At 72.2% G+C, this 20199-nt stretch carries 19 protein-coding genes and 3 pseudogenes; 15 read left to right on the top strand and 7 right to left on the bottom strand.

Going from position 1 to position 20199, the window contains the following annotated elements:
* Positions 1 to 249: 249 nt before the first annotated feature.
* The 3 genes from dhaK (at position 250) to OG747_RS43940 (ending at position 2328) form a co-directional block, all read left to right on the top strand.
* Entirely contained in the window at positions 250 to 1242 is a 993-nt protein-coding gene (dhaK, locus tag OG747_RS43950) for a dihydroxyacetone kinase subunit DhaK (protein WP_405884955.1), read from the top strand.
* Positions 1243 to 1310: 68 nt separating this feature from the next.
* The gene (gene dhaL, locus OG747_RS43945; RefSeq protein WP_405884954.1) at positions 1311 to 1910 is read left to right on the top strand and encodes a dihydroxyacetone kinase subunit DhaL; all 600 of its coding nucleotides are present in this window, start codon (positions 1311 to 1313) and stop codon (positions 1908 to 1910) included.
* Positions 1903 to 2328 carry a PTS-dependent dihydroxyacetone kinase phosphotransferase subunit DhaM gene (locus OG747_RS43940; RefSeq protein WP_405884953.1) on the top strand — a complete coding sequence of 142 codons (426 nt, stop codon included), beginning with the start codon at positions 1903 to 1905 and terminating at the stop codon, positions 2326 to 2328. The genes dhaL and OG747_RS43940 overlap by 8 nt, the downstream gene beginning before the upstream one ends.
* Positions 2329 to 2356: 28 nt before the next feature.
* On the opposite strand, the gene OG747_RS43935 is transcribed toward OG747_RS43940, so the two are convergent.
* Positions 2357 to 2500, bottom strand: coding sequence for a hypothetical protein (locus OG747_RS43935; protein WP_405884952.1), 144 nt, complete (start codon positions 2498 to 2500; stop codon positions 2357 to 2359).
* Positions 2501 to 2535: 35 nt separating this feature from the next.
* Between OG747_RS43935 and OG747_RS43930 the strand changes: the two are divergent.
* The 4 genes and pseudogenes from OG747_RS43930 to OG747_RS43915 all read left to right on the top strand — a co-directional run.
* Positions 2536 to 2712 (top strand): annotated as a pseudogene (locus OG747_RS43930) (SDR family oxidoreductase); the annotation flags it as partial.
* A 429-nt stretch (positions 2713 to 3141) separates the two neighbouring features.
* Entirely contained in the window at positions 3142 to 4116 is a 975-nt protein-coding gene (locus OG747_RS43925) for a fibronectin type III domain-containing protein (protein ID WP_405884951.1), read from the top strand.
* A 42-nt stretch (positions 4117 to 4158) separates the two neighbouring features.
* A complete protein-coding gene (locus OG747_RS43920) occupies positions 4159 to 5091 on the top strand; it encodes a LysR family transcriptional regulator (RefSeq protein ID WP_405884950.1) in 933 nt (310 codons plus the stop codon).
* A 205-nt stretch (positions 5092 to 5296) separates the two neighbouring features.
* On the top strand, positions 5297 to 5848 hold the full coding sequence (locus OG747_RS43915; protein WP_405884949.1) for a hypothetical protein: 552 nt from the start codon (positions 5297 to 5299) through the stop codon (positions 5846 to 5848).
* 120 nt (positions 5849 to 5968) lie between these two features.
* On the opposite strand, the pseudogene OG747_RS43910 reads toward OG747_RS43915, so the two are convergent.
* The 3 genes and pseudogenes from OG747_RS43910 to OG747_RS43900 form a co-directional block, all read right to left on the bottom strand.
* Positions 5969 to 6508, bottom strand: a pseudogene (locus tag OG747_RS43910) (PadR family transcriptional regulator); the annotation flags it as partial.
* A 66-nt stretch (positions 6509 to 6574) separates the two neighbouring features.
* Positions 6575 to 8590, bottom strand: coding sequence for an FAD-dependent oxidoreductase (locus OG747_RS43905; protein ID WP_405884948.1), 2016 nt, complete (start codon positions 8588 to 8590; stop codon positions 6575 to 6577).
* Positions 8591 to 8849: 259 nt separating this feature from the next.
* Entirely contained in the window at positions 8850 to 9623 is a 774-nt protein-coding gene (locus OG747_RS43900; RefSeq protein WP_405884947.1) for a putative protein N(5)-glutamine methyltransferase, read from the bottom strand.
* 262 nt (positions 9624 to 9885) lie between these two features.
* On the opposite strand from OG747_RS43900, the gene OG747_RS43895 reads away from it, so the two are divergent.
* On the top strand, positions 9886 to 10326 hold the full coding sequence (locus OG747_RS43895; protein ID WP_405884945.1) for a MarR family winged helix-turn-helix transcriptional regulator: 441 nt from the start codon (positions 9886 to 9888) through the stop codon (positions 10324 to 10326).
* A gap of 7 nt (positions 10327 to 10333) precedes the next feature.
* Here OG747_RS43895 and OG747_RS43890 read toward each other — a convergent pair whose 3' ends face one another.
* Both OG747_RS43890 and OG747_RS43885 read right to left on the bottom strand, forming a co-directional pair.
* Positions 10334 to 11065 (bottom strand): GNAT family N-acetyltransferase, encoded by a 732-nt coding sequence (locus OG747_RS43890; protein WP_405884944.1) that lies wholly within the window; start codon positions 11063 to 11065, stop codon positions 10334 to 10336.
* Positions 11062 to 11982 carry an NADP-dependent oxidoreductase gene (locus OG747_RS43885; protein WP_405886013.1) on the bottom strand — a complete coding sequence of 307 codons (921 nt, stop codon included), beginning with the start codon at positions 11980 to 11982 and terminating at the stop codon, positions 11062 to 11064. Before OG747_RS43885 ends, OG747_RS43890 begins: the two co-directional genes overlap by 4 nt.
* 252 nt (positions 11983 to 12234) lie before the next feature.
* Here OG747_RS43885 and OG747_RS43880 point away from each other — a divergent pair, with 252 nt between their 5' ends.
* From OG747_RS43880 to OG747_RS43855, 6 genes are all read left to right on the top strand, one after another.
* Positions 12235 to 12840: a sulfite oxidase-like oxidoreductase gene (locus tag OG747_RS43880; RefSeq protein ID WP_405884943.1), complete on the top strand. Its 606-nt coding sequence runs from the start codon at positions 12235 to 12237 to the stop codon at positions 12838 to 12840.
* A 4-nt stretch (positions 12841 to 12844) separates the two neighbouring features.
* The gene (locus OG747_RS43875) at positions 12845 to 13600 is read left to right on the top strand and encodes a ferredoxin reductase (protein WP_405886011.1); all 756 of its coding nucleotides are present in this window, start codon (positions 12845 to 12847) and stop codon (positions 13598 to 13600) included.
* A 312-nt stretch (positions 13601 to 13912) separates the two neighbouring features.
* Entirely contained in the window at positions 13913 to 14497 is a 585-nt protein-coding gene (locus tag OG747_RS43870; protein WP_405884942.1) for a hypothetical protein, read from the top strand.
* A 142-nt stretch (positions 14498 to 14639) separates the two neighbouring features.
* Positions 14640 to 16511 (top strand): helix-turn-helix domain-containing protein, encoded by a 1872-nt coding sequence (locus OG747_RS43865; protein WP_405884940.1) that lies wholly within the window; start codon positions 14640 to 14642, stop codon positions 16509 to 16511.
* 401 nt (positions 16512 to 16912) lie between these two features.
* Positions 16913 to 17878: an acetylxylan esterase gene (locus OG747_RS43860; RefSeq protein WP_405884939.1), complete on the top strand. Its 966-nt coding sequence runs from the start codon at positions 16913 to 16915 to the stop codon at positions 17876 to 17878.
* A gap of 47 nt (positions 17879 to 17925) precedes the next feature.
* Positions 17926 to 18330, top strand: a complete 405-nt coding sequence (locus tag OG747_RS43855) for a nuclear transport factor 2 family protein (protein WP_405884938.1) — start codon at positions 17926 to 17928, stop codon at positions 18328 to 18330.
* A gap of 12 nt (positions 18331 to 18342) precedes the next feature.
* Here OG747_RS43855 and OG747_RS43850 read toward each other — a convergent pair.
* Positions 18343 to 18708: pseudogene (locus OG747_RS43850) on the bottom strand (hypothetical protein); the annotation flags it as partial.
* Positions 18709 to 18906: 198 nt separating this feature from the next.
* Here OG747_RS43850 and OG747_RS43845 point away from each other — a divergent pair.
* The gene (locus tag OG747_RS43845) at positions 18907 to 20073 is read left to right on the top strand and encodes a serine hydrolase domain-containing protein (RefSeq protein ID WP_405884936.1); all 1167 of its coding nucleotides are present in this window, start codon (positions 18907 to 18909) and stop codon (positions 20071 to 20073) included.
* Positions 20074 to 20199 lie beyond the last annotated feature (126 nt).

Genomic DNA, 20199 nt, shown 5'->3' with positions numbered 1-20199 from the left:
GCATCCGCACAGATGATCATCGCATCCCCAGCGCCGGCACTCCCCGGGGCAGGCTTCTCGGGTCGATCCGTACGCACGCCAGCCATATCTGACAACCTGTCGCCAAAGTCAGCAACAGGTCAGCATCAGTACCGCCGGAACCCGCTTCCGACCGACATGAACCGCCAAGATCATTCGCTAGTCCAACATGGCCTGACCTGCAAAAATAGAGGTCAGAGGCTCATCCGCTAGTCTCATCAGGAGGTATCCATGAAGATGCTCATCAACGTGGCGGAGACGGTGGTCGCGGACGCGTTGCGGGGTATGGCGGCCGCGCATCCCGAGCTGACGGTGGATGTCGAGAACCGGGTGATCGTACGGCGGGACGCCCCGGTGGCCGGAAGGGTGGGACTCGTCTCCGGTGGCGGGTCCGGGCACGAACCGCTGCACGGCGGATTCGTGGGGCCCGGGATGCTGTCGGCGGCCTGTCCGGGGGAGGTTTTCACGTCTCCGGTGCCGGACCAGATGCTGCGGGCGGCGGCGGCCGTGAACAGCGGCGCGGGTGTGCTGTTCATCGTGAAGAACTACACGGGTGACGTGCTCAACTTCGACATGGCGACGGAGCTCGCCGAGGACGAGGGCATCCAGGTGGCGAAGGTCCTCGTCAATGACGACGTCGCCGTCACCGACAGTCTGTACACCGCCGGGCGGCGCGGCACCGGCGCGACCCTGTTCGTGGAGAAGATCGCGGGCGCCGCGGCCGAGGAGGGCGCTCCGCTGGAGCGGGTGGAGGCACTGGCCCGGCAGGTCAACGAGAACTCCCGCAGTTTCGGTGTCGCGCTCGGCGCCTGTACCACTCCTGCCAAGGGCAGCCCCACCTTCGACCTGCCGCCCGGGGAACTGGAGCTCGGCGTCGGTATCCACGGCGAGCCGGGCCGGGAGCGGCGCGCGATGATGACCTCGCGGGAGATCGCCGACTTCTCGGTGCACGCGATCCTGGAGGACCTCAACCCGCGCAATCCCGTCCTGCTCCTGGTCAACGGGATGGGTGCGACACCGCTCCTGGAGCTGTACGGGTTCAACGCGGAGGTGCAACGGGTGCTCACCGAGCGCGGGGTGCCCGTGGCCCGCACGCTGGTCGGGAACTACGTCACCTCGCTGGACATGGCCGGCGCCTCGGTGACGCTGTGCCAGGTGGACGAGGAGCTGCTGCGGCTGTGGGACGCGCCGGTGAAGACACCGGGGCTGCGCTGGGGCGCGTGAACCCTGGCGACATCGGCATGATGGCGCGGTCCGGCCCGGTCAACGTTCGTACCACGCAAGGAGATTCTGTGCTCGACGCCGATTTCTTCCGCCGTTGGATGACGGCGGCCGCCGCGTCCGTGGACCGCGAGGCGGAGCGGCTCACCGCTCTGGACTCGCCGATCGGCGACGCCGACCACGGCAGCAATATGCAGCGCGGGTTCAACGCCGTGGTGGCCGAGCTGGAGAAGGAGGCACCGGACACCCCCGGCGCCGTTCTCACGCTCGCCGGACGCCTGCTGATCTCCAAGGTCGGCGGTGCGTCGGGGCCGTTGTACGGCACCTTGCTCCGCCGTACGGGCAAGGCCCTCGGGGACGCCGCCGAGGTCACCGGGGAGCAGTTCACGGACGCGCTGCGCGCGGGTGTGGACGCGGTGATGGCGCTGGGCGGAGCCGCGCCCGGCGACAAGACCATGATCGACGCGCTGGTGCCCGCGGTGGACGCGCTCCCCGACTCCTTCGCCGCGGCGAGCGCTGCCGCCGAGGAGGGCGCCGTCGCGACGATTCCGTTGCAGGCCCGCAAGGGCAGGGCCAGCTATCTGGGCGAGCGCAGCATCGGGCACCAGGATCCCGGCGCCACGTCCTCGTCCCTGTTGATCGCCGCTCTCGTGGAGGCCTCCGATGAGTGACTCCCCGGACGGGACGGAGAAGCTCGTCGGCATCGTGCTCGTCTCCCACAGCGCCGCCGTCGCCGCCTCTGTCGCCGAGTTGGCGAAGGGACTCGCGGGCGGCGGCACGATCGCACCCGTCGCCCCGGCCGGCGGCACGGTGGACGGCGGCCTCGGCACCAGTGCCGAGCTGATCTCCGCGGCGGCCGCCTCCGTGGACCGTGGCGCCGGGGTCGCCGTCCTCACCGACCTGGGCAGCGCGGTGCTCACCGTCAAGGCCCTGCTCTCGGAGGGCGACGAGCTCCCCGACCACTCCCGTCTGGTGGACGCGCCCTTCGTCGAGGGCGCGGTGGCCGCGGTCGTCACGGCCTCGACGGGAGCCGACCTCGCGGCGGTCGAGGCGGCGGCCGTGGAGGCGTACACCTACCGGAAGGTGTGAGCCCTCCGGTCAGTGATCCCGGGTCTGATCAGGAAAGTCCTTCCGCCGCGACGGCGAGGGCCGAGCGCACGGTCGCCACCAGCTCGGCCTCGGCCGTCGCGGCGTCGGGCTCCCCCTCGGGGGTACGCCATGCGTACTGCTCGATCGCCGTGCGCAGGGCCGCGTTGAGCATGGCGGCCTGGATCTCCGCGCGCAGGTCGACGGCCCGTGGATGCCGACCGCGACGCCCTCGGCCCGCAGGTCCTCGCCTCGTACATGGGCAATGTCGGCAACCCGGCCGAGGCCGAGGAGCAGGCCGCAGCCATCCTGTTCCTCGCCTCGGATGCGGCGAGCAACATCAACGGCGCCATCCTGCCCGTCGACAACGGCTGGGCGGCGGTCTGACGACCCTTCAGGACCTGGGAACTCCGGCCCCACAAGCGCTCGCTCAGGTACCGCCCGCCGGAGTGCCGACAGGCGGCGGTCTCGGCGAAGAACTTCGGAGAAGAACGGGTCGGTCCGGACGGTGCTCGGCGGGCCCGGCGGGCTCGCCGGGCGCATTGGGGCCGAGGGCCCGAGCCGCGGTCGGCTCGGGCCGCTCGACCGCCCTCGCCGGCGCGGGATCAGCGACGACAGCGGTCCGCGCCGAGGGCACGAACTCCCCAGCGAAGAGGGTGAGTTCACACCGCGTCAGGGATCAGCATACGTAGCCGCAGGACGGTCCGACGAACGGCCGCCGCCCTCTTGATGTGGCCGCGTCAGCCATGTCTTATAGGTACAGACCAATCCCGTCGAGGGAAGGCAGGCCCCGTGCGGCGCGTTTGCCTTGCGTTGATGTGTGCGTTGATGTGCGGCTCGCTGCTCGCCCTGACGTCCTGCGGGGACGGCGCCGCGAACGGGGGCACGAGCGGGCGACTGCCCCCGGCCCCGTTGGGAGTCACCGCGGCGGCGGGCAGTGCGACCAGCGTGCACGTCATGTGGAACCGGGTCTCCGGGGCCCCGGAGGTCATCGCCTACGAGGTGTTCCGCGGCACCACGAAGGTCGAGCGCGTGCCCGGCGGCGAGCACATGGTGGACATCACCAGACTCACCCCGGCCACGTCGTACGTCTTCACGGTCCGGGCCCTGGACACCGACGGGAACCCCGGACCGCCCAGCGAACAGGTGCGTGCCACCACCCCGGCCGCGGTCGCCGCCGACCGCACACCCCCGACCCGCCCCGGCCGACCGCGCGGCAGGGCCGTCGGGAGCCACGCCGCCCAGCTGGAGTGGTCGCCGTCGACCGACGCCCGGGGCGTGGCCTCCTACGACATCTACCAAGGCGGCTCGAAGATCCACAGCGTGGGCGGCGGACAGACGGCGACCGTGGTCACCGGGCTGCGCCCCGGCACCGGCTACTCCTTCACCGTCAGGGCGCGCGACGCGGCGGACAACGTCTCGCCCGCGAGCGACGTCGTCCGGCTCACCACCGCGCCGGGTACGGACGACGGCCGGGGCACCGCGCCGAGCGACTTCCGCGCGGGCGCCCACCGCGCGGACGGCGCGTACTACCTCGACCTCTCCTGGCTCCCGCCGCGGACGGACGGAGTGATCATGGAGTACCTGATCGACCTGGACGGCCACCCGGCGACCTCGCTCGTGTGGGGCGGCACCCCGCCTCGCGGCAGGTCCACGTACAGCTTCTATGTGGGACGGGACGCCGGGGTCTCGTACCGGGTGCGGATCAGGGCGAAACTGCCGGACGGGACCTGGGGCGGCTACTCGGCGCAGCGGAAGGTGACGACCGGCGGCGACGGCAATAGGCGATAGGCGATAGGCGATAGGCGATAGGCAGAACATAGGCTGATTCGTATGCCCCATAGCAAAGCCAATGCCTCGGCGCCTTCTCTGGACATCTCCCTGCTGCGCACCTTCCTCGCCGTGCATCGCGCGGGCTCGTTCACCGCGGCCGCACGACTGCTCGGGCTGTCCCAGCCGACGGTGACGACACAGATGCGGTCGCTGGAGGAGCAGGTGGGGCGGGTGCTGTTCGAGCGGCAGCCGCGGGGGGTGGTGCCCACGTCGGTGGCGGACGAGCTGGCGGCGCGGGTCGCGGCGCCCCTGGACGCGCTCGCGGTGGTCGCGGACCACGGGGGGTTCGGTGCGCAGCAGCCGCCGGACCCGGTGCACCTCGCGGGCCCCGCCGAGCTGCTGTGCACGCGCGTACTGCCCGCGCTCGCGCCGCTGACCGCACAGGGCGTACGGCTACGGATCACCACCGGTCTCACCGACGACCTCCTGGACGGGCTGCGCGGCGGCCGCTTCGACCTCGTGATCGCCACCATCCGGCCGCGCGGCCGCACTCTGACCTCCGTGCCGCTGATGGACGAGGAGTTCGTGCTCGTCGCCGCCCCGGGGTGGGCCGAGCGCATCGGACCCGACCGGGTGGCGGCCGAGGGGCCCACCGCGCTGCACGGGGTGCCCCTGGTGACGTACGCCGAGGATCTGCCCATCGCCCGCCGCTACTGGCGGCATGTGTTCGGGGTACGGCTGACCGGGCAGGCCGCGATCACGGTGCCCGATCTGCGGGGTGCGCTGGCCGCGGTGGTCGCGGGCGCCGGGATCACCGTGCTCCCCCGCTATCTCTGCCTTGCCGACCTGGCCTCCGGTGCGCTGGTCCCGCTGCTGTCCCCCGAGGACCCGCCGATCAACACCGGGTACCTCACCCAGCGGCCCGGCGCGTCGGACAACCCGCATGTGGCGCTCGTCCGGGAGCGGCTGCTCCAGGCGGGCCGCACCTGGTGACGAGCCACCTTTCAGGTCGCATCCACCGTGGCGTACGTGGCATCCATGGCGTCCGCCGGACGAAGGAATTCGTCACCTGCCCGGTCCCCGTCCGCATGCGGGCCGGGCCGAAGGCGCATTGGCTCTCCCTGAGGCAGCACGGGCCTTTCCAATCCTCGGCGGCGCATGGGATGTACCGCCAACCGTGCCGCTGGAGGGCAGTCCTATGCGTACTACTCAGATACTTATCCGCTCCGGCCTCACGGTGGCCGCCGCCGCTGCGCTTCCGCTCACCCTGGCCTCCCAGTCGGCCGCCGCTTTCGGTTCGGGCATCTCGGTGAGCACCAGCGGTTCCGCCGTTTCGGTCACCACCAGCGCCTGTCCGAGCAACGGCAGCAGTTTCGGCAACGCCGCGCTGCTCGCAAACGGACAGGTGAACTTCTCCCAAGGGCGCCAAGTGCCGTTGACCGGGACGAGCGCCAGTCAGTCGGCGGTCTGGTCGAGCGTCGGCAACGGCACCTATACCGTCGTCGTGGTCTGCCAGGACGGGACGACGGCCGGCACCCAGTCCATCATCGTCTCGGCCCCCTCGGGCCCCTCGGCCCCCAGAATCACGACGGCGACGGCCTCACCGTTGCGCGGCGTACTGGGTGGTCTCGGCGGGGCCTCCAGGGACTACGGCACCGTGACTCTGGTGGGCGGCGGGGTGCTCGTGGGTACGGGCGTGGTGGCGACGGCCTGGTTCCTGCGCCGCCGGGCCAAGCCCCACCGGCTCTGATCCCGGGATCCGTCACACCGGCGGCCGTCCGTCCGCCCCACGCCGGATGGCCGCTTTTTCGGTAACGTCCTCACATACGCCTTCGGATGCGTGCCCAGGTACTTCTTCGGGTACGGGCGGCCGGTCGCCGAGGTGCGCGAACTCCTCCAGCGCGTGTGTCAGCCACTGTGTCCAGAAGGTCTCCAGATCGATTCCGGCCCGCAGTACCAGGTGCCGCAGGCGGTCCTGAGGAGTGTCCTTGCCCGGCGGGAAGTCCCGCTCCTGAATCACCTCGTACTCGGCCAACTGACGCTGGTGCAGCGCGAGATGGCGCCGCAGATCCGTCTCGATGCCCGCCGTGCCGACGACGGCCGAGGCGCGCAGCCGCAGCAGCATCGTGTCGCGCAGCGGCTTGAGGTCCTGCGGCGCGGCGGTCCAGCGGGCCAGTTCGTCACGGCCCGCCGGCAGCACCTCGTAGCTCTTCTTCTGCCCCCGCGCCGGCTGCTCGGACGGCAGGGCGCGGATGTACCCCTCGGCCTCCAGTTTTCCCAGCTCGCGATAGATCTGCTGATGGGTCGCCGACCAGAAGTAGCCGATCGACTTGTCGAACCTCCGGGTCAGTTCGAGGCCCGACGAGGGCTTCTCGAGCAGGGCGGTGAGGATCGCGTGCGGGAGTGACATGGGGTCATCCTAGGGACGCCGGACGGACGCCCCCCGGCCCAACTCCCCCGGCCACGGCTCCCCCCTTTACAGCGCCGCCGCCAGCTCCGTGCCCTGCTTGATGGCGCGCTTGGCGTCCAGTTCGGCGGCCACGTCGGCACCGCCGATGAGGTGCACGCTGCGACCCGCCGCGGACAGCTCCTCGTACAGGTCGCGGCGCGGCTCCTGCCCGGTGCACAGTACGACGGTGTCGACCTCCAGGACCTGGCTGTGGCCCTCGACGGTGACGTGCAACCCGGCGTCGTCGATCCGGTCGTACTGGACGCCCGGGACCATGGTGACTCCCCGCTGCTTGAGCTCGGTGCGGTGGATCCAGCCGGTGGTCTTGCCGAGTCCGGCGCCGACCTTGGAGGTCTTGCGCTGGAGGATGTGGACGGTGCGCGGCGGGGCGGGCCGCTCGGGCGCGGCGAGGCCGCCGGGTGCCCGGTAGTCCATGTCGACGCCCCAGTGGCGGAAGTACGTCGCCGGGTCCTCGCTCGCCTTGTCGCCGCCGTCGGTCAGATACTCGGCGACGTCGAAGCCGATGCCGCCCGCGCCGAGGATCGCGACCCGGTCACCGACGGGGGCGCCGTCGCGCAGGACGTCGAGGTAGCCGAGGACGCTGGGGTGGTCCACGCCGGGGATCTCGGGGGTGCGCGGGCTGACGCCGGTGGCGACCACGACCTCGTCGTAGGCGGAGACGTCCTCGGCGGCGACGCGGGTGTTCAACCGGACGTCCACGCCGTGCAGTTCGAGCTGGGTGCGGAAGTAGCGGATGGTCTCGTCGAACTCCTGCTTGCCGGGGACCTTGCGGGCCACGTTGAGCTGGCCGCCGATCTCGCTCGCGGCGTCGTAGAGCGTGACGTCGTGGCCGCGCTCGGCCGCGGAGACCGCGCAGGCCAGGCCGGCGGGGCCGGCGCCGACCACGGCGACGCGCTTGCGCAGCCGGGTCGGGGCGAGGACGAGCTCCGTCTCGTGGCAGGCGCGCGGGTTGACCAGGCAGGAGGTGATCTTCCCGCTGAAGGTGTGGTCGAGGCAGGCCTGGTTGCAGCCGATGCAGGTGTTGATGGCCTCGGGCTGTCCGGCCGCCGCCTTGGCGACGAAGTCGGGGTCGGCGAGCATCGGGCGGGCCAGTGACACCATGTCGGCGTGACCGTCGGCGAGCAACTGCTCGGCGAGTTCGGGGGTGTTGATGCGGTTGGTGGTCACGAGAGGGATCGAGACGGCGCCCATGACCTTCTTGGTCACCCAGGTGTAGGCACCGCGCGGCACGGAGGTCGCGATGGTGGGGATACGGGCCTCGTGCCAGCCGATGCCGGTGTTGATGATCGTCGCTCCGGCCGCCTCGACGGCCTGGGCGAGGGTGATCACCTCGTCCAGAGAGGAGCCGCCGGGCACCAGGTCCAGCATGGAGAGCCGGTAGATGATGATGAAGTTCTCGCCGACGGCCTCGCGCACCCGCCGGACGATCTCCACGGGGAAGCGCATGCGGTTCTCGTACGAGCCGCCCCAGCGGTCCTCGCGCCGGTTGGTCTGGGCGGCGATGAACTCGTTGATGAGATAGCCCTCGGAGCCCATGATCTCGACGCCGTCGTACCCGGCGAGCTTGGCCAGCCGGGCGGCGCGGGCGTAGTCGTCGATGGTCTGCTCGACCTCGGCGTCGGTGAGCGCGTGCGGCGGGAAGGGGCTGATCGGGGCCTGCAGGGCGCTGGGGGCGACCAGGTCCTGGTGGTAGGCGTACCGCCCGAAGTGCAGGATCTGCATCGCGATCTTCCCGCCCTCGCGGTGCACCGCGGCGGTGATCTCCGCGTGCTGCCCGGCCTCCGCCTCGGTGGTCAGCTTGGCGCCGCCCTCGTACGGCCGTCCCGCGTCGTTGGGCGCGATGCCGCCGGTGACGATGAGACCGACGCCGCCGCGAGCCCGGATGGCGTAGAACTCCGCCATCCGCTCGAAGCCGCGCTCGGCCTCCTCCAGGCCCACGTGCATGGAGCCCATGAGCACGCGGTTGGGCAGCGTGGTGAAGCCCAGGTCGAGTGGGTTCAGCAGATGCGGGTAACGGCTCATCGGGCCCTCCGTACGCGGTGTCGTGTGTCTGTTGTAGACGACCGTCGGCGCATTATGCAACTAGTTGCACAATGACGGTGCTCACTCCGCCGAGGGCCGCGTCAGGGCCGTGTCAGGTCAGCCGAGGGCCACCTGGGCCACGAGCCGGGGACGGGTTCGGGTCAGGGCTCCGATGCCCGGCAGCCACCCGAGGCGGTCGGGGCGGCGGGCCGACGGTCCGGGGCCGAGCACGGCATGCCGGACGAGCGCGCCCCAGTGATCAGGGCCTGGTGCCGATCACGACGTGGGCGTACAGCTCGTCGGAGACCTCGAGTCGGGCGATCAGGCCGCTGTCGGCGAAGGTTTCGACAGCCATGGGTGCCTGGGCTTCGCTCGTCTCGACCAGGAGGCAGCCGCCCGGGGCCAGCCAGCCGGGCGCCTCGGCGGTGACGCGGCGCAGGATGTCGAGGCCGTCGGCGCCGCCGTCGAGGGCGACGAGCGGTTCGTGGTCGCGGGCCTCCGAGGGCAGCAGGCCGACCTCGTCCGTGGGGACGTACGGCACGTTGGCGGTGAGGACGTCGACGCGGCCGCGCAGGGTGTCGGGCAGGGCAGCGAACAGGTCGCCCTCGTGGACGTGCCCGCCGAAGGGCACGACATTGCGGCGGGCGCAGCGCACGGCGGCCGGGTCGATGTCGGCGGCGTGCAGTTCGGGCGAGCCGAGGGAGGCGGCCAGCGCGGCGCCCACCGCGCCGGAGCCGCAGCACAGGTCCACGACGAGGGACGCGCCCTGCGCGAGGGCCACGGCCTGGTCGACGAGGAACTCGGTGCGGCGGCGGGGCACGAAGACACCCGGCTCGACGGCGATGCGCAGACCGTGGAACCCGGCCCAGCCGAGGACGTGTTCGAGGGGCAGACCCGAGACGCGCCGGTCCACCATGGCGGTGACCTCGTCCGGGGTGCGGGCGGTGGAGAGAATCAACTCCGCCTCGTCCTCGGCGAAGACACAGCCTGCGGAGCGGAGCGTGGCGACAACGGAATCGGAAAGAGGGGGCATGGAAGCCGAGAGCCTTTCGGTGAGCCGAAGGGCGCTCTCGCGGTCACCTACAGGCGGCGATCCGCATTGTCCTGAGGTGAGAGCACCCGACCTGACACAGCGGTAATGGGTCCCACCTCCTCGGCAACTCCTCGGCTGGGGCGGTCCGCAGCCGGGACGGCAACCATACAGGAACGGCCGGACGGCGACGGAGTTCTCCCCCACCTTCACCTTCCTCCGCCCTTCAAGTTGTACTCTACAACTAGAGAGGGAAGGAACTCCCGTGGAAGCAGCCGACGCGGCCGTCGAGACCATCCAGCGCGAGATGACGGCCTTCGCCCGCCGGGCCAGGGCCTCGGCGGGGCGGATGCACCCGGAGCTGTCGCTGGTCTCGTACACCCTGCTCGGTCATCTGGAGGAGAGCGGTGGCTGTCGTGCCACCGACCTGGCCACGTACTACGCGCTGGACAAGTCCACGGTGAGCCGGCAGGTGGCGGCGCTGGAGCGGGCCGGGCTGATCGGGCGCCGGCTCGACCCGGAGGACCACCGGGTGCAGGTGCTGCAGTTGACCGAGGCGGGCACCCGGATCCTCGCCCAGGTCACCGAGCGCCGCCGGATCGCGTTCCGCGAGCGGCTCGCGGACTGGCCGGCGGCGGACCTGGAACGGTTCGCCGCGTATCTGGAGCGGTACAACGCGGCGGCCGCGGCGCCGGGCCGCGACTGAGCCGTCGTCACCGGGCTCCCGCGGTCTGCCCGTCCGCCAGGTGTTCGGGCACCCGGGCCGCCAGGAAGCGCGTGGTGCGGCGCAGCTTGAAGCCCAGGGACTCGTAGAGCCGGATGGCGTTGGTGTTCTCGGCGGCGGTGTGCAGGAACGGCGTCTCGCCGCGCTCGCGGATGCCGTGCGCGACGGCCAGGATCAGCCGGGACGCGAGGCCCTGGCCGCGGAAGTCCGGGTCGGTGCAGACCGCGCTGATCTCGGTCCAGCCCGGCGGGTGCAGCCGCTCCCCCGCCATGGCGATCAGCGCGCCGCCGCGCCGGATGCCGAGATAGGTGCCGAGCTCGACGGTGCGCGGCAGGAAGGGACCGGGCCGGGTGCGCTCCACCAGGTCCAGCATCTCCGGTACGTCGGCGGGGCCGAGCCGCACCGCTTCCGCGTCCGGCGCCGCGGCGAGTCCGTCGTCGACCAGCTGGACGCCGTCCAAGCTGAAGGTCACCTCCCAGCCTTCCGGGGTCGGCCCGACGAAGCCGGCCAGCGGTGCCTCGCCGCCGGGGCCCACGAGGGCGGCGAGGTCGGCCCAGTCGTCGGCGTCCGGGTCGTCGGGCAGGGCCAGCCAGGGCGATACGTCGACGGGGTAGCGCAGGACGCGCCCGCGGCGTTCGGCGAAGTGGGCGTGCGGGCCGGTCAGCGAGCCGAGGGCCGGGTTGTCCAGCGGGTGCACACCCGCGGTGCGACGGTCGCTCATCGGGCGACCTCGATCACGATCTTGCCGCGCGCATGCCCGTCCTCGACGGCGCGCAGCGCCTCGGCGGCCCGGTCGAGGGGGAAGGTCCGGGTCACGAGGGGCCGGAGTCTGCCGTCGGCCACGAGCCGCGCCACCTCGTCGAGGACGGCGGCGGTGCGGGCGCGCTCGACGGGTGCTCCCCCGAGCCGCGCGACCGTCGCCCGGTCGGCGCCGGTGATCAGCTTCGCGCGGTCGGCCGGCAGCGTCGCCGCGGCTTCCAGTACCTCGCCTCCGACGAGGTCGAAGACGGCGTCCACCCCGTCCGGCGCCGCCGCACGCACCCGGTCGGCGAGATCGGGCCCCGAGGGGACGTGCACGGCCCCGAGCGACCCGACGAAGTCCTTCTTGCCGTCACTCGCGACGCCGACGACCCGCAACCCGAAGGCGAGCGCGATCTGGGTGGCCGCGACACCCACGCCGCCGCCCGCACCGGTGATCACCACGGTCGCGCCGGAGGGCAGGTCCAGCTGGCGGATGCCGTCGTACGCGGTCGCCGCCGCGACGGGCAGCGTCGCCGCGTCCGTGAAGGAGACACCGGCGGGCTTGTGGGCGGTCACCGTGGCGGGCAGCAGGGCGTACTCGGCGTATCCGCCGGCCACCGAACTACCGAAGACCTCGTCACCCACCGTGAACCCGCTCACATCGGGGCCGACCTCCTCGACGACTCCCGCGACCTCGCTGCCGAAGACGGCCGGCAGTTCGAGCTCGGCGGCGCCGGGGAGTCGGTACCCCGTGCGCAGCTTCCAGTCGACGGGGTTCACGCCGGCCGCGCGGACGGCGACGAGTACCTGGCCGGGGCCCGGGACCGGCCGGTCCCGCTCCACCAGAGCCTCGGTCTCGGGGCCGCCGAACCGGGTGAAGACGTACGCCTTGGGCATCTGCTCCCTCACTCTCCTTCGCCGCCACGGGAGTGGCACTATCGGCAAGGAAGATCACGGCGCGGCTATTCCCGGGCCTCGGGAGAGTTCATACGTCCGCAATGACCGGGACCCCGCCCCCGCCCTGGCCCGGAGCACGGCCGACGGCCACGTACGGTTGAATGCGTAAACACTGTTCCGAAACGCGTCAGCACTGTTCACGCTCGACCGGCGGGCCGCCGCTCCCGACGGCCTCCTGGAGGCACCACCGCCATGAACGTCACCCGAGACTTCACGGGCCGCGCCCGCGTCCACAACCCGGGACTGCCGCCCGGCCAGTACGACGCGGGCGACGACTGGCCCGTCCTGTCCGCCGAGGTCACCCCCGACCTGGCGGCCGCCGAGTGGAGCCTGCGGATCGACGGGCTGGTGGCCGAGCCGCGCGCCTGGAGCTGGGAGCAGGCCCACGCGCTGCCCGCCTCGGAGTACGAGGGCGACATCCACTGTGTGACCAGCTGGTCGAAGTTCGGGGTGCGCTTCGGGGGTGTGTCCTTGGACGCGTTCCTGGACGCCGCAGGCCCGGACGCGAGCGCCACCCACGCGGTCGCCTACTCGCACACCGGGTACACCACGAACCTCCCGCTCGCCGATCTCACCGGCGGGCGCGCCTGGATCGTCTGGGAGTACGACGGGAAACCGCTGCCCGCCGAACACGGTGGCCCGGCGCGGCTGATCGTGCCGCACCTGTACTTCTGGAAGAGCGCCAAGTGGATCGCGGGCCTGCGGCTCCTCGACCACGACGAGCCGGGCTTCTGGGAGCAGAACGGCTACCACGCACGCGGCAACCCCTGGGAAGAGCAGCGCTACTCCGGTGACTGAGACGATGACCGACCCGTTCGTCCCGCCCACGCGCTTCGCCGTGCCCGGGCGGATCGCCGTCAGCGAGCAGGCCGCCGCCACCTGGCAGACCGCCACGCTCACCGAGATCCGCCGGGAGACGCCGGGCGCCGCCACGTTCCGGTTCGCGGTACCTGAGTGGATGGGGCATCTGCCCGGACAGCACCTGATGCTGCGGCTGACCGCCGAGGACGGCTATGTGGCGCAGCGCCACTACTCTCTCGCGTCGCCGCCCGACGACGCCGGGCACATCGAGCTGACCCTCGACCATGTCGAGGGCGGCGAGGTCTCCGGCTGGTTCCACACGGTGGCCGAGCCCGGTGACTCGGTCGAGGTACGCGGCCCGCTCAGCGGGTTCTTCGCCTGGCCCGGCGACCGGCCCGCGCTGCTCATCGGCGCCGGCTCCGGTGTCGTACCGCTGATGTCGATGCTGCGCCACCACCGCGCCCGCGCACTGGACGTGCCGCTGCGGCTGCTCGTCTCCGCGCGCAGCCCCGAAGAGCTCATCTACGCACGGGAGTACGGCGCGGAGACCACGCCCGTCTTCACGCGCGGTGCCCCGGAGGGCGTGGCCGTGGGACGGCTGGCGGCCTCGCATGTGGCGCCGCTCCTGGCCGAGTCGCCTCCCGGCGGGTGGGAGGCCTATGTGTGCGGCTCCAACGGGTTCGCGGAGCACGCTTCGCGGCTGCTGGTGGAGGCCGGGCAGCCCGTGGACCGTATCCGCATCGAACGCTTCGGCTGAGGCCGTCGGTCAGAGAGCGGCCCCTGCGCGCAGACCCTCGTCTCGGGGAGCGGTGCGGCTCGCCGACATCAGGACCTCCAGTGCGCGTCGAGCGCCGCAGGATGGGCACAGGTCATGGTGACCCCTGCTCGCTGCACGGAGTGATTCGCCGGTCCCCCAGGGGGCGCGGATCAGGCGTACGGCGAGAAAATCGACTCGGGGGTTCCCGGTCGACGCGCGGGGCCGCGCGCGGTGGGCCGGGAGAGGTGGAGCGGCCCCGTACGGGGTCCGTTCGGCCTCCGCGGGCGGGACCGCGGAGGCGAGGAGGTGCAGATGCGTGCCCGGGTACGCGGTTGGCGCTGGCGCCGCAATCCGCTGCGTCGCCGCTCGGACGTCGTCGAGGCGTGGACGGTGCTGGCCGTAGCCGTGCTGTTGTTCATCGGAGCGCCGCTGGCCGGGGCGGCGGTGGGGTGGTGGGTGTACGACGGCGCGCAGGCGCGGGCGGCGGCGCAGCGGGCCCAGCGGCATCAGGTACGCGCCGTGCTCGTCGAGACCGCGCCCGCGGCGGTGCCCTCGCCGCAGGGCGGCAAGCAGCCCATGTACCCGGTGAAGGTGCGCTGGACCGAGCCGGGCAAGGGTTCACGGACCGGGGAGGCCCGGGTCCCGGCCGGCAAGGAGCGCGGCGACCGCTTCGACATCTGGGTGGACCGGCACGACCGGAGCGTCGGACCACCGGTCAGCGACACCGCGATCTGGCAGCACACGCTGACGACGGGGGCGCTCGCCGCCGGGGGCACCATGGCCGTGGTGCTCGGCGGTCACTTCGCCGTACAGCGGGTCGCCGCCCGCCGCCGCCTCGCCGAGTGGGAGCGGGACTGGGCGCGCACCGGGCCGGAGTGGAGACGGCACACAGCTTGACGGGCGGGTCCCGCCATCGCTTTCCGGCCACCCGGCCCTTTCCCCTGACCTGTGGCTCGCGCACCCCGGACGGCAGCCCGCGGGCGTACGCCCCTTACGGTGTCGGCAGCGGCCGGTGAGCCATCGATACGGGAAGGACGTCATGCCCACGCTGAGCAGCCTGTGCGAGGAGCCCGACTTCTGCCTTCGTTTCGTCAACGGGGGTCCGACGGCCGACCGCACGGTGGATTCCGTGCGCGCCCTGTCCCTGGCCGCGACCGCGGGCGGCACGCTGGGAGATGTGCGGGACGCGCTGGTGGTGATCGGTGACTTCTGGGTTTCCGGGCGGACGTCCCTGCACGAGGGGGTCGAGCCGTTGCTGCGTGAGCTGTCGCGGCAGCGGGCCGCCGGACTCGCCGTGGTGGTCCGGGAGCACGGCGCGCAGGCCGTTCCCGTGGTGATTCGCAGCTCGGCCGTCCGCCTCGGCATACCGCTGCTGACCACGACGAAGACACTGCGCGACTGGCGCGAACTGATCCCGCGGCTGCGCGAGTACCGCTACCGGCAGGCCGAATGGCACGCCGATCAGCTCACCGCGCTGCTGAACCGGCTTCCGGACCGGTTCACCGACGCAGGCGCCGACACGGACGCGATGCAGCCGATCGCGGACTGGCTGGCGGCCGCCGTGGACGCGGAGGTGGTGGTCAGCGATCCCCTGCGCGGTGTACTGGCCGCGGCACCCGATGCCCTCGCTCGGCGGGCTCCTCGAACCGCCTCCCCACAGGCGGAGTCGCTCCCCCTGAGCGCTGCCGCTTTTGCCGCGGTGCTGTCCGTGACCAGCCGCCGTCCGCTCGACGACGTACGCACCGATCTGCTGGGGCACGCGGCGAAGGTGCTGGGTCTCATCGACCAGGCCCGGTTGCGGGACCAACTGACGGAGGCCCGGCGCGAGGTGCAGCTGAGCGTCCTGCAACTGCTGATGGTGGGCGAGGAGGTGGCGGCCCAGCGGGTGATGGCCGGACTGGCGCCGGGGCTGCTGGCGACCGAGTCGGTGCGTGTCCATGTGATCGACTGCGCGCGGCACGACCGCGAGGTGGCGCTCCGGCAGGCGGAGGACGCGGTGGCCGGACGTGCGCTGCTGGCGCGGTGCCCGGTGTTCAATCACCTGATCGTGGTCGATCCGCTGCCCACGGACGAGGACGCTCCGCGCAGCGTGCGGCACGCGCTGGGGAAGGTCGTCGCCACACTGCCCGGACACCACATGGGCGGCAGCCGGGTGTACGCGCTGAGCAGGGTGGCGGACGCCTATACGCAGGCGGCGGGCACCCTGGTGACGGCGCGCCGGATGCCCGGCCGGGTCGCGCTCGCCGAACAGCGCCCCGACCTCGTGGACGTCCTGCCGCCGGCCACGGCACGACGGTGGGCGGGCACACTGCTGCGCCCGGTGCTCACCCTTCCGGCCGGGGCGCGCGAACAACTTGTACGGACGCTGGAGTTGGGGCTCGAGTTCCAGCACACGGCCGTCGGCCGCCTGCTCGGCATCCACCGCAACACGGTGACGCACCGCATCGACAAGGGCTTCGATCTGCTCGGCCTCGACCGCGGCCAGGTCCTGAACCGGGTGGTGGTCTCGACGGCGCTCCAGGTCGTCGTGAAGTACGGGCACGACGCGCGCTCGGCCGACCCGGCGGCCGACTTCGCCGCGATGGTGTCCGCTCCCGAGGTGCGCGCCTGGGCCGACTCGTTCCTCGAGCCGCTGCGGACCGACCGCCGCGATCTGCTGCGCACGCTGCGCGTCTGGCTGGAGAACGACACCCACACCGGGCGGACGGCCGCCGCGCTGGACCTGGCGCCGGTGACGGTCCGCAGTCACCTGCGGGCCGCCGCCCCGCTGATCCAGCGCGACCTGCTGGTGGGCCCGGACGAGACGGACGTGCTCGACGGGAACGAGCACGGGCAGACCCTCAGCGGCGTACGCCCGTTGGCGTTCGCCCTGCACGCCGGCACGGGCCGTCCCTCCCTGCCGGCCGCCTGAGCCGGGGCGCGAACCGGTGCCGGACGGCGAACCCACGCCGGACTGTGCACCGGTGAGGGGGCCGGGCCGCCCTGTTGTGCACGAGAACGCCTCCCGCCCGCCACGCCGTGGTGTCCGGCGGGCCGACTGTGCACGCGTGCCGTGGCACCGCGCGCCCGCACTCCCTAGCGTGGCGCTCGTTCCGCCCGACACCACGTCGGGCCCCGGCGAAGGAGGCCACCATGAACGTCAACCGCTGGTCGCGCAGGCCCGACGACGACCGCCGGGCCACTGCCCGTGACGCAAGCTGGACCGTGGCCGACGCCCACGGGTCCGGCGGCTGACCGAGGGGGCCTGGCGGCCCTGCGGCGGCCCACGTACGGTGTGATCATCCGCACCCGTGACGTCAAAGGTGGTCCTTCATGGCCCAGTTCGACCTCCCCCTCGACGAGCTCCGCGAGTACCGCAGCGTGTCCGCCGAGCCCGAGGACTTCGACGCTTTCTGGGCCAAAACTCTCCAGGAGGCGCGTGGGCACGACCTCGATGCCCGCTTCGAGCCCGTCGAGACCCCCCTCAAGACCGTCAAGGTCTACGACGTGACGTTCGCCGGGTTCGGCGGGCACCCGGTCAAGGGCTGGCTCACCCTGCCGGCCTGGGCGAACTCCCCGCTGCCCGCGGTCGTCGAGTTCGTCGGGTACGGCGGCGGCCGCGGCCTCGCGCACACGCATCTGCTGTGGGCCTCGGCGGGTTTCGCGCACTTCGTGATGGACACCCGCGGCCAGGGCAGCGCCTGGGGCGGCGGCGAGACCCCGGACCCGGTGGGCAGCGCGCCCGCGTACCCCGGGTACATGACCCGCGGTATCGACGCTCCCGAGAACTACTACTACCGCCGGGTGTTCACGGACGGGGTGCGCGCGGTGGAGGCGGCCCGCTCGCATCCGCTGGTCGACGCGGCGCGCACCGCGGCCGTCGGCGGCAGCCAGGGCGGCGGCATCACCATCGCGGTGGGCGGTCTGGTCGCCGACCTGGCCGCGATCGCGCCGGACGTGCCGTTCCTGTGCGACTTCCCGCGCGCGACGACGCTGACGGACCGGCACCCGTACCGGGAGATCGGCAACTACCTCAAGACCCATCGCGGCCGCACCGAGGACGTGCTGCGCACACTGTCGTACTTCGACGGCGTGCACTTCGCGGCGCGCGGCCGGGCGCCCGCCCTCTTCTCGGTCGCGCTGGAGGACCAGACCTGCCCGCCCTCCACGATCTTCGCGGCCTTCAACGCATGGGACCACGAGGACAAGAAGATCGAGGTCTACGACTTCAACGACCACGAGGGCGGCGGCACCTACCAGGAGGCGGCCCAGCTGAACTGGCTGCCCTCGTATCTCTGAGAGAACTCGTCTCGCAGGACAGGTCTCTGAGCGAACCAAGGAGTCCGATGGAAACCACCCAGGCCGCGGAGCACTTCGTCCGGGTGTGGGAGCGGGCCTGGGCGGCCCACGACGTCGAGGCGATCCTCGGCCTGTACGCCGAGGACTGCGTCCACCGCTCGATGCCGTTCCGCGAGCCGCACCGGGGCCGGGACGAACTCGCCGCGTACATACGCTGGTCGTTCGCCTCCGAACGGACGCTCGATGTCCGCTTCTCCCCGCCCCTCGTCACCCAGGACGGCCGCGCGGTCGCCGAGTTCCGCGTCCTCGCCGAGGAGGACGGGGCACCGTCGACCCTGGCGGGCTGCGTCTTCGTACGCTTCGACGCCGACGGTCTGGCGGTGGAGACCCGTGACTACTGGCACTTCGTCACGGGCCGGCAAGAACCGACCGGTTCGATGTTCTTCGTTTAGCTCCCGCTGGTTCCCGCGCGGTACGACCGTCGACAGGACGGCGGGCAGGGGGTACCAGTCCGCCGAGACCACGCTGGCGTGCTGGTGGGCGAGGAGGGTGACGCGGTCCAGGGCCTGGGCCTGGGTGGGGTTGGTGGCGTCGATGGCCGGGGGCACGTTCTGGCCGTCGGTCATCACGACGAGGTAGTGGCGGTCGTCGTACCAGGCGGTGTCGATGGTGCCGCCCGCGTAGGTGGCGGCGTCACCGTCGAAGATCACGAACCAGGGGCGGATCGTCGCGTCCGTGTAGCGGGTGCGCGGGTCGCCCGTGGCCGCGTTGTGCACGGCGGGGAAGGCGGCCGCCTCGCGCAGCCGGCCCGCGGCAGCGAGGTCTCGGAGTGCTCCCCCTGCCTCCTGCGTCTCGGTGGTCAACTCACGTGCAGCGTAGGGGTGTTGGGTAACATCTGAAAGATCCCGGGGTGAAGGGACGACGGGCGCCGCCGTACGCACGGGAGACGGATGTCGTCTCACCGCTTCCCCCCAGTCCGACCAGTCGGTATGTTCGGGGCCTGTGTCGCTACGGATGACGGAGGTCCCATGTCCCAGCCCGCGCCGGACGTTCAAGGCCACTGCGAGGCCCGCTTCGCGGCGGTGCGCACCGCGTTCGAGGAGAACTTCCGGGACCGCGGCGAACTGGGCGCGGCCGTGACCGTCACGCTCGACGGCGAGACGGTGGTGGACCTGTGGGGCGGTTGGGCCGACCCGGCGCGCACCCGGCCCTGGGAGCGCGAGACGCTGGTCAACGTGTGGTCTACGTCCAAGGGCCCGACCTCGCTCTGCGCGCACATCCTGGCCGATCGCGGGCTGCTCGACTTCGACACCCCGGTGGCCGCGTACTGGCCGGAGTTCGCGGCGGCGGGCAAGGAATCCGTGCTCGTACGGCATCTGCTGTCGCACCGCGCGGGGCTGGCCGGACTGCGCGAGCCGCACAGCTTGGCCCAGCTCTGCGACTGGGAGCTGACCGTCGAGCGGCTGGCGGCGCAGGAGCCCTGGTGGGAGCCGGGGACGCGGTCCGGGTATCACGCGCTCACGTTCGGCCATCTGGTCGGTGAGGTGGTGCGGCGGGTCTCCGGGCTGTTGCCGGGCGCGTTCCTGGAGCGGGAGGTGACCGGGCCGCTCGGGATCGACTTCACCATCGGGCTGCCGGAGAAGGAGGCCGACCGGGCGGCCGAGCTGGTACGTCCGCCGGTCGCGTCGAGCAGTGAACAGGCGGCGGTCTTCGCCCAGTTGGCGCCTGCGGCGGTGGCAGCCCTCGCCAATCCGGTCGTCGGAGCCACCGGGGCCAACACTCCGCGGTGGCGGGCGGCCGAGATCCCGGCGGCAAACGGTCACGGCACGGCCCGCGCGGTCGCCGCGCTGTACGGGATCTTCGCCGGGCGGGGCTCGTACGGCTCCCGGCAGGTGCTCTCGCCGGAGGCGGCCGAGCGGGTGCGCGAGGGGCAGGGCAGCTGCCGGGACCTGGTGCTGGGCACCGGGTTCGAGCACGAGACGGAGATCGGCCTCGGGTTGTGGCTGAGCGGGCCCAATGGCTCCTACGGTCCCAACCCGAGGGCTTTCGGACACGACGGCTTCGGCGGCTCCTGCGGTCTCGCCGACCCCGAGGCGGGCCTCTCGCTGGGGTACGTCATGAACCGCATGGGCCCGCACATCGCCGACGACCCAAGGAAGATGGCACTCGTGGACGCCCTCTACCGCGCGCGCTGAGCGCACCCGCGCCGCGCGGCGGGTGCGGGCCGAAATCGGCCGAACCGTCCGACCGCTCTTCCCTCATGGTTTAGACCAATGCTAGATCTGGTGGCGCACCGAGCCCGCACGGCTACGTCTTGTCAC

Source organism: Streptomyces sp. NBC_01384, assembly GCF_045040035.1.
Lineage (GTDB): Bacteria > Actinomycetota > Actinomycetes > Streptomycetales > Streptomycetaceae > Streptomyces.
The sequence above is the reverse complement of the archived record's forward strand: the minus strand, read 5'-3'. Positions and strand labels throughout refer to the sequence as shown.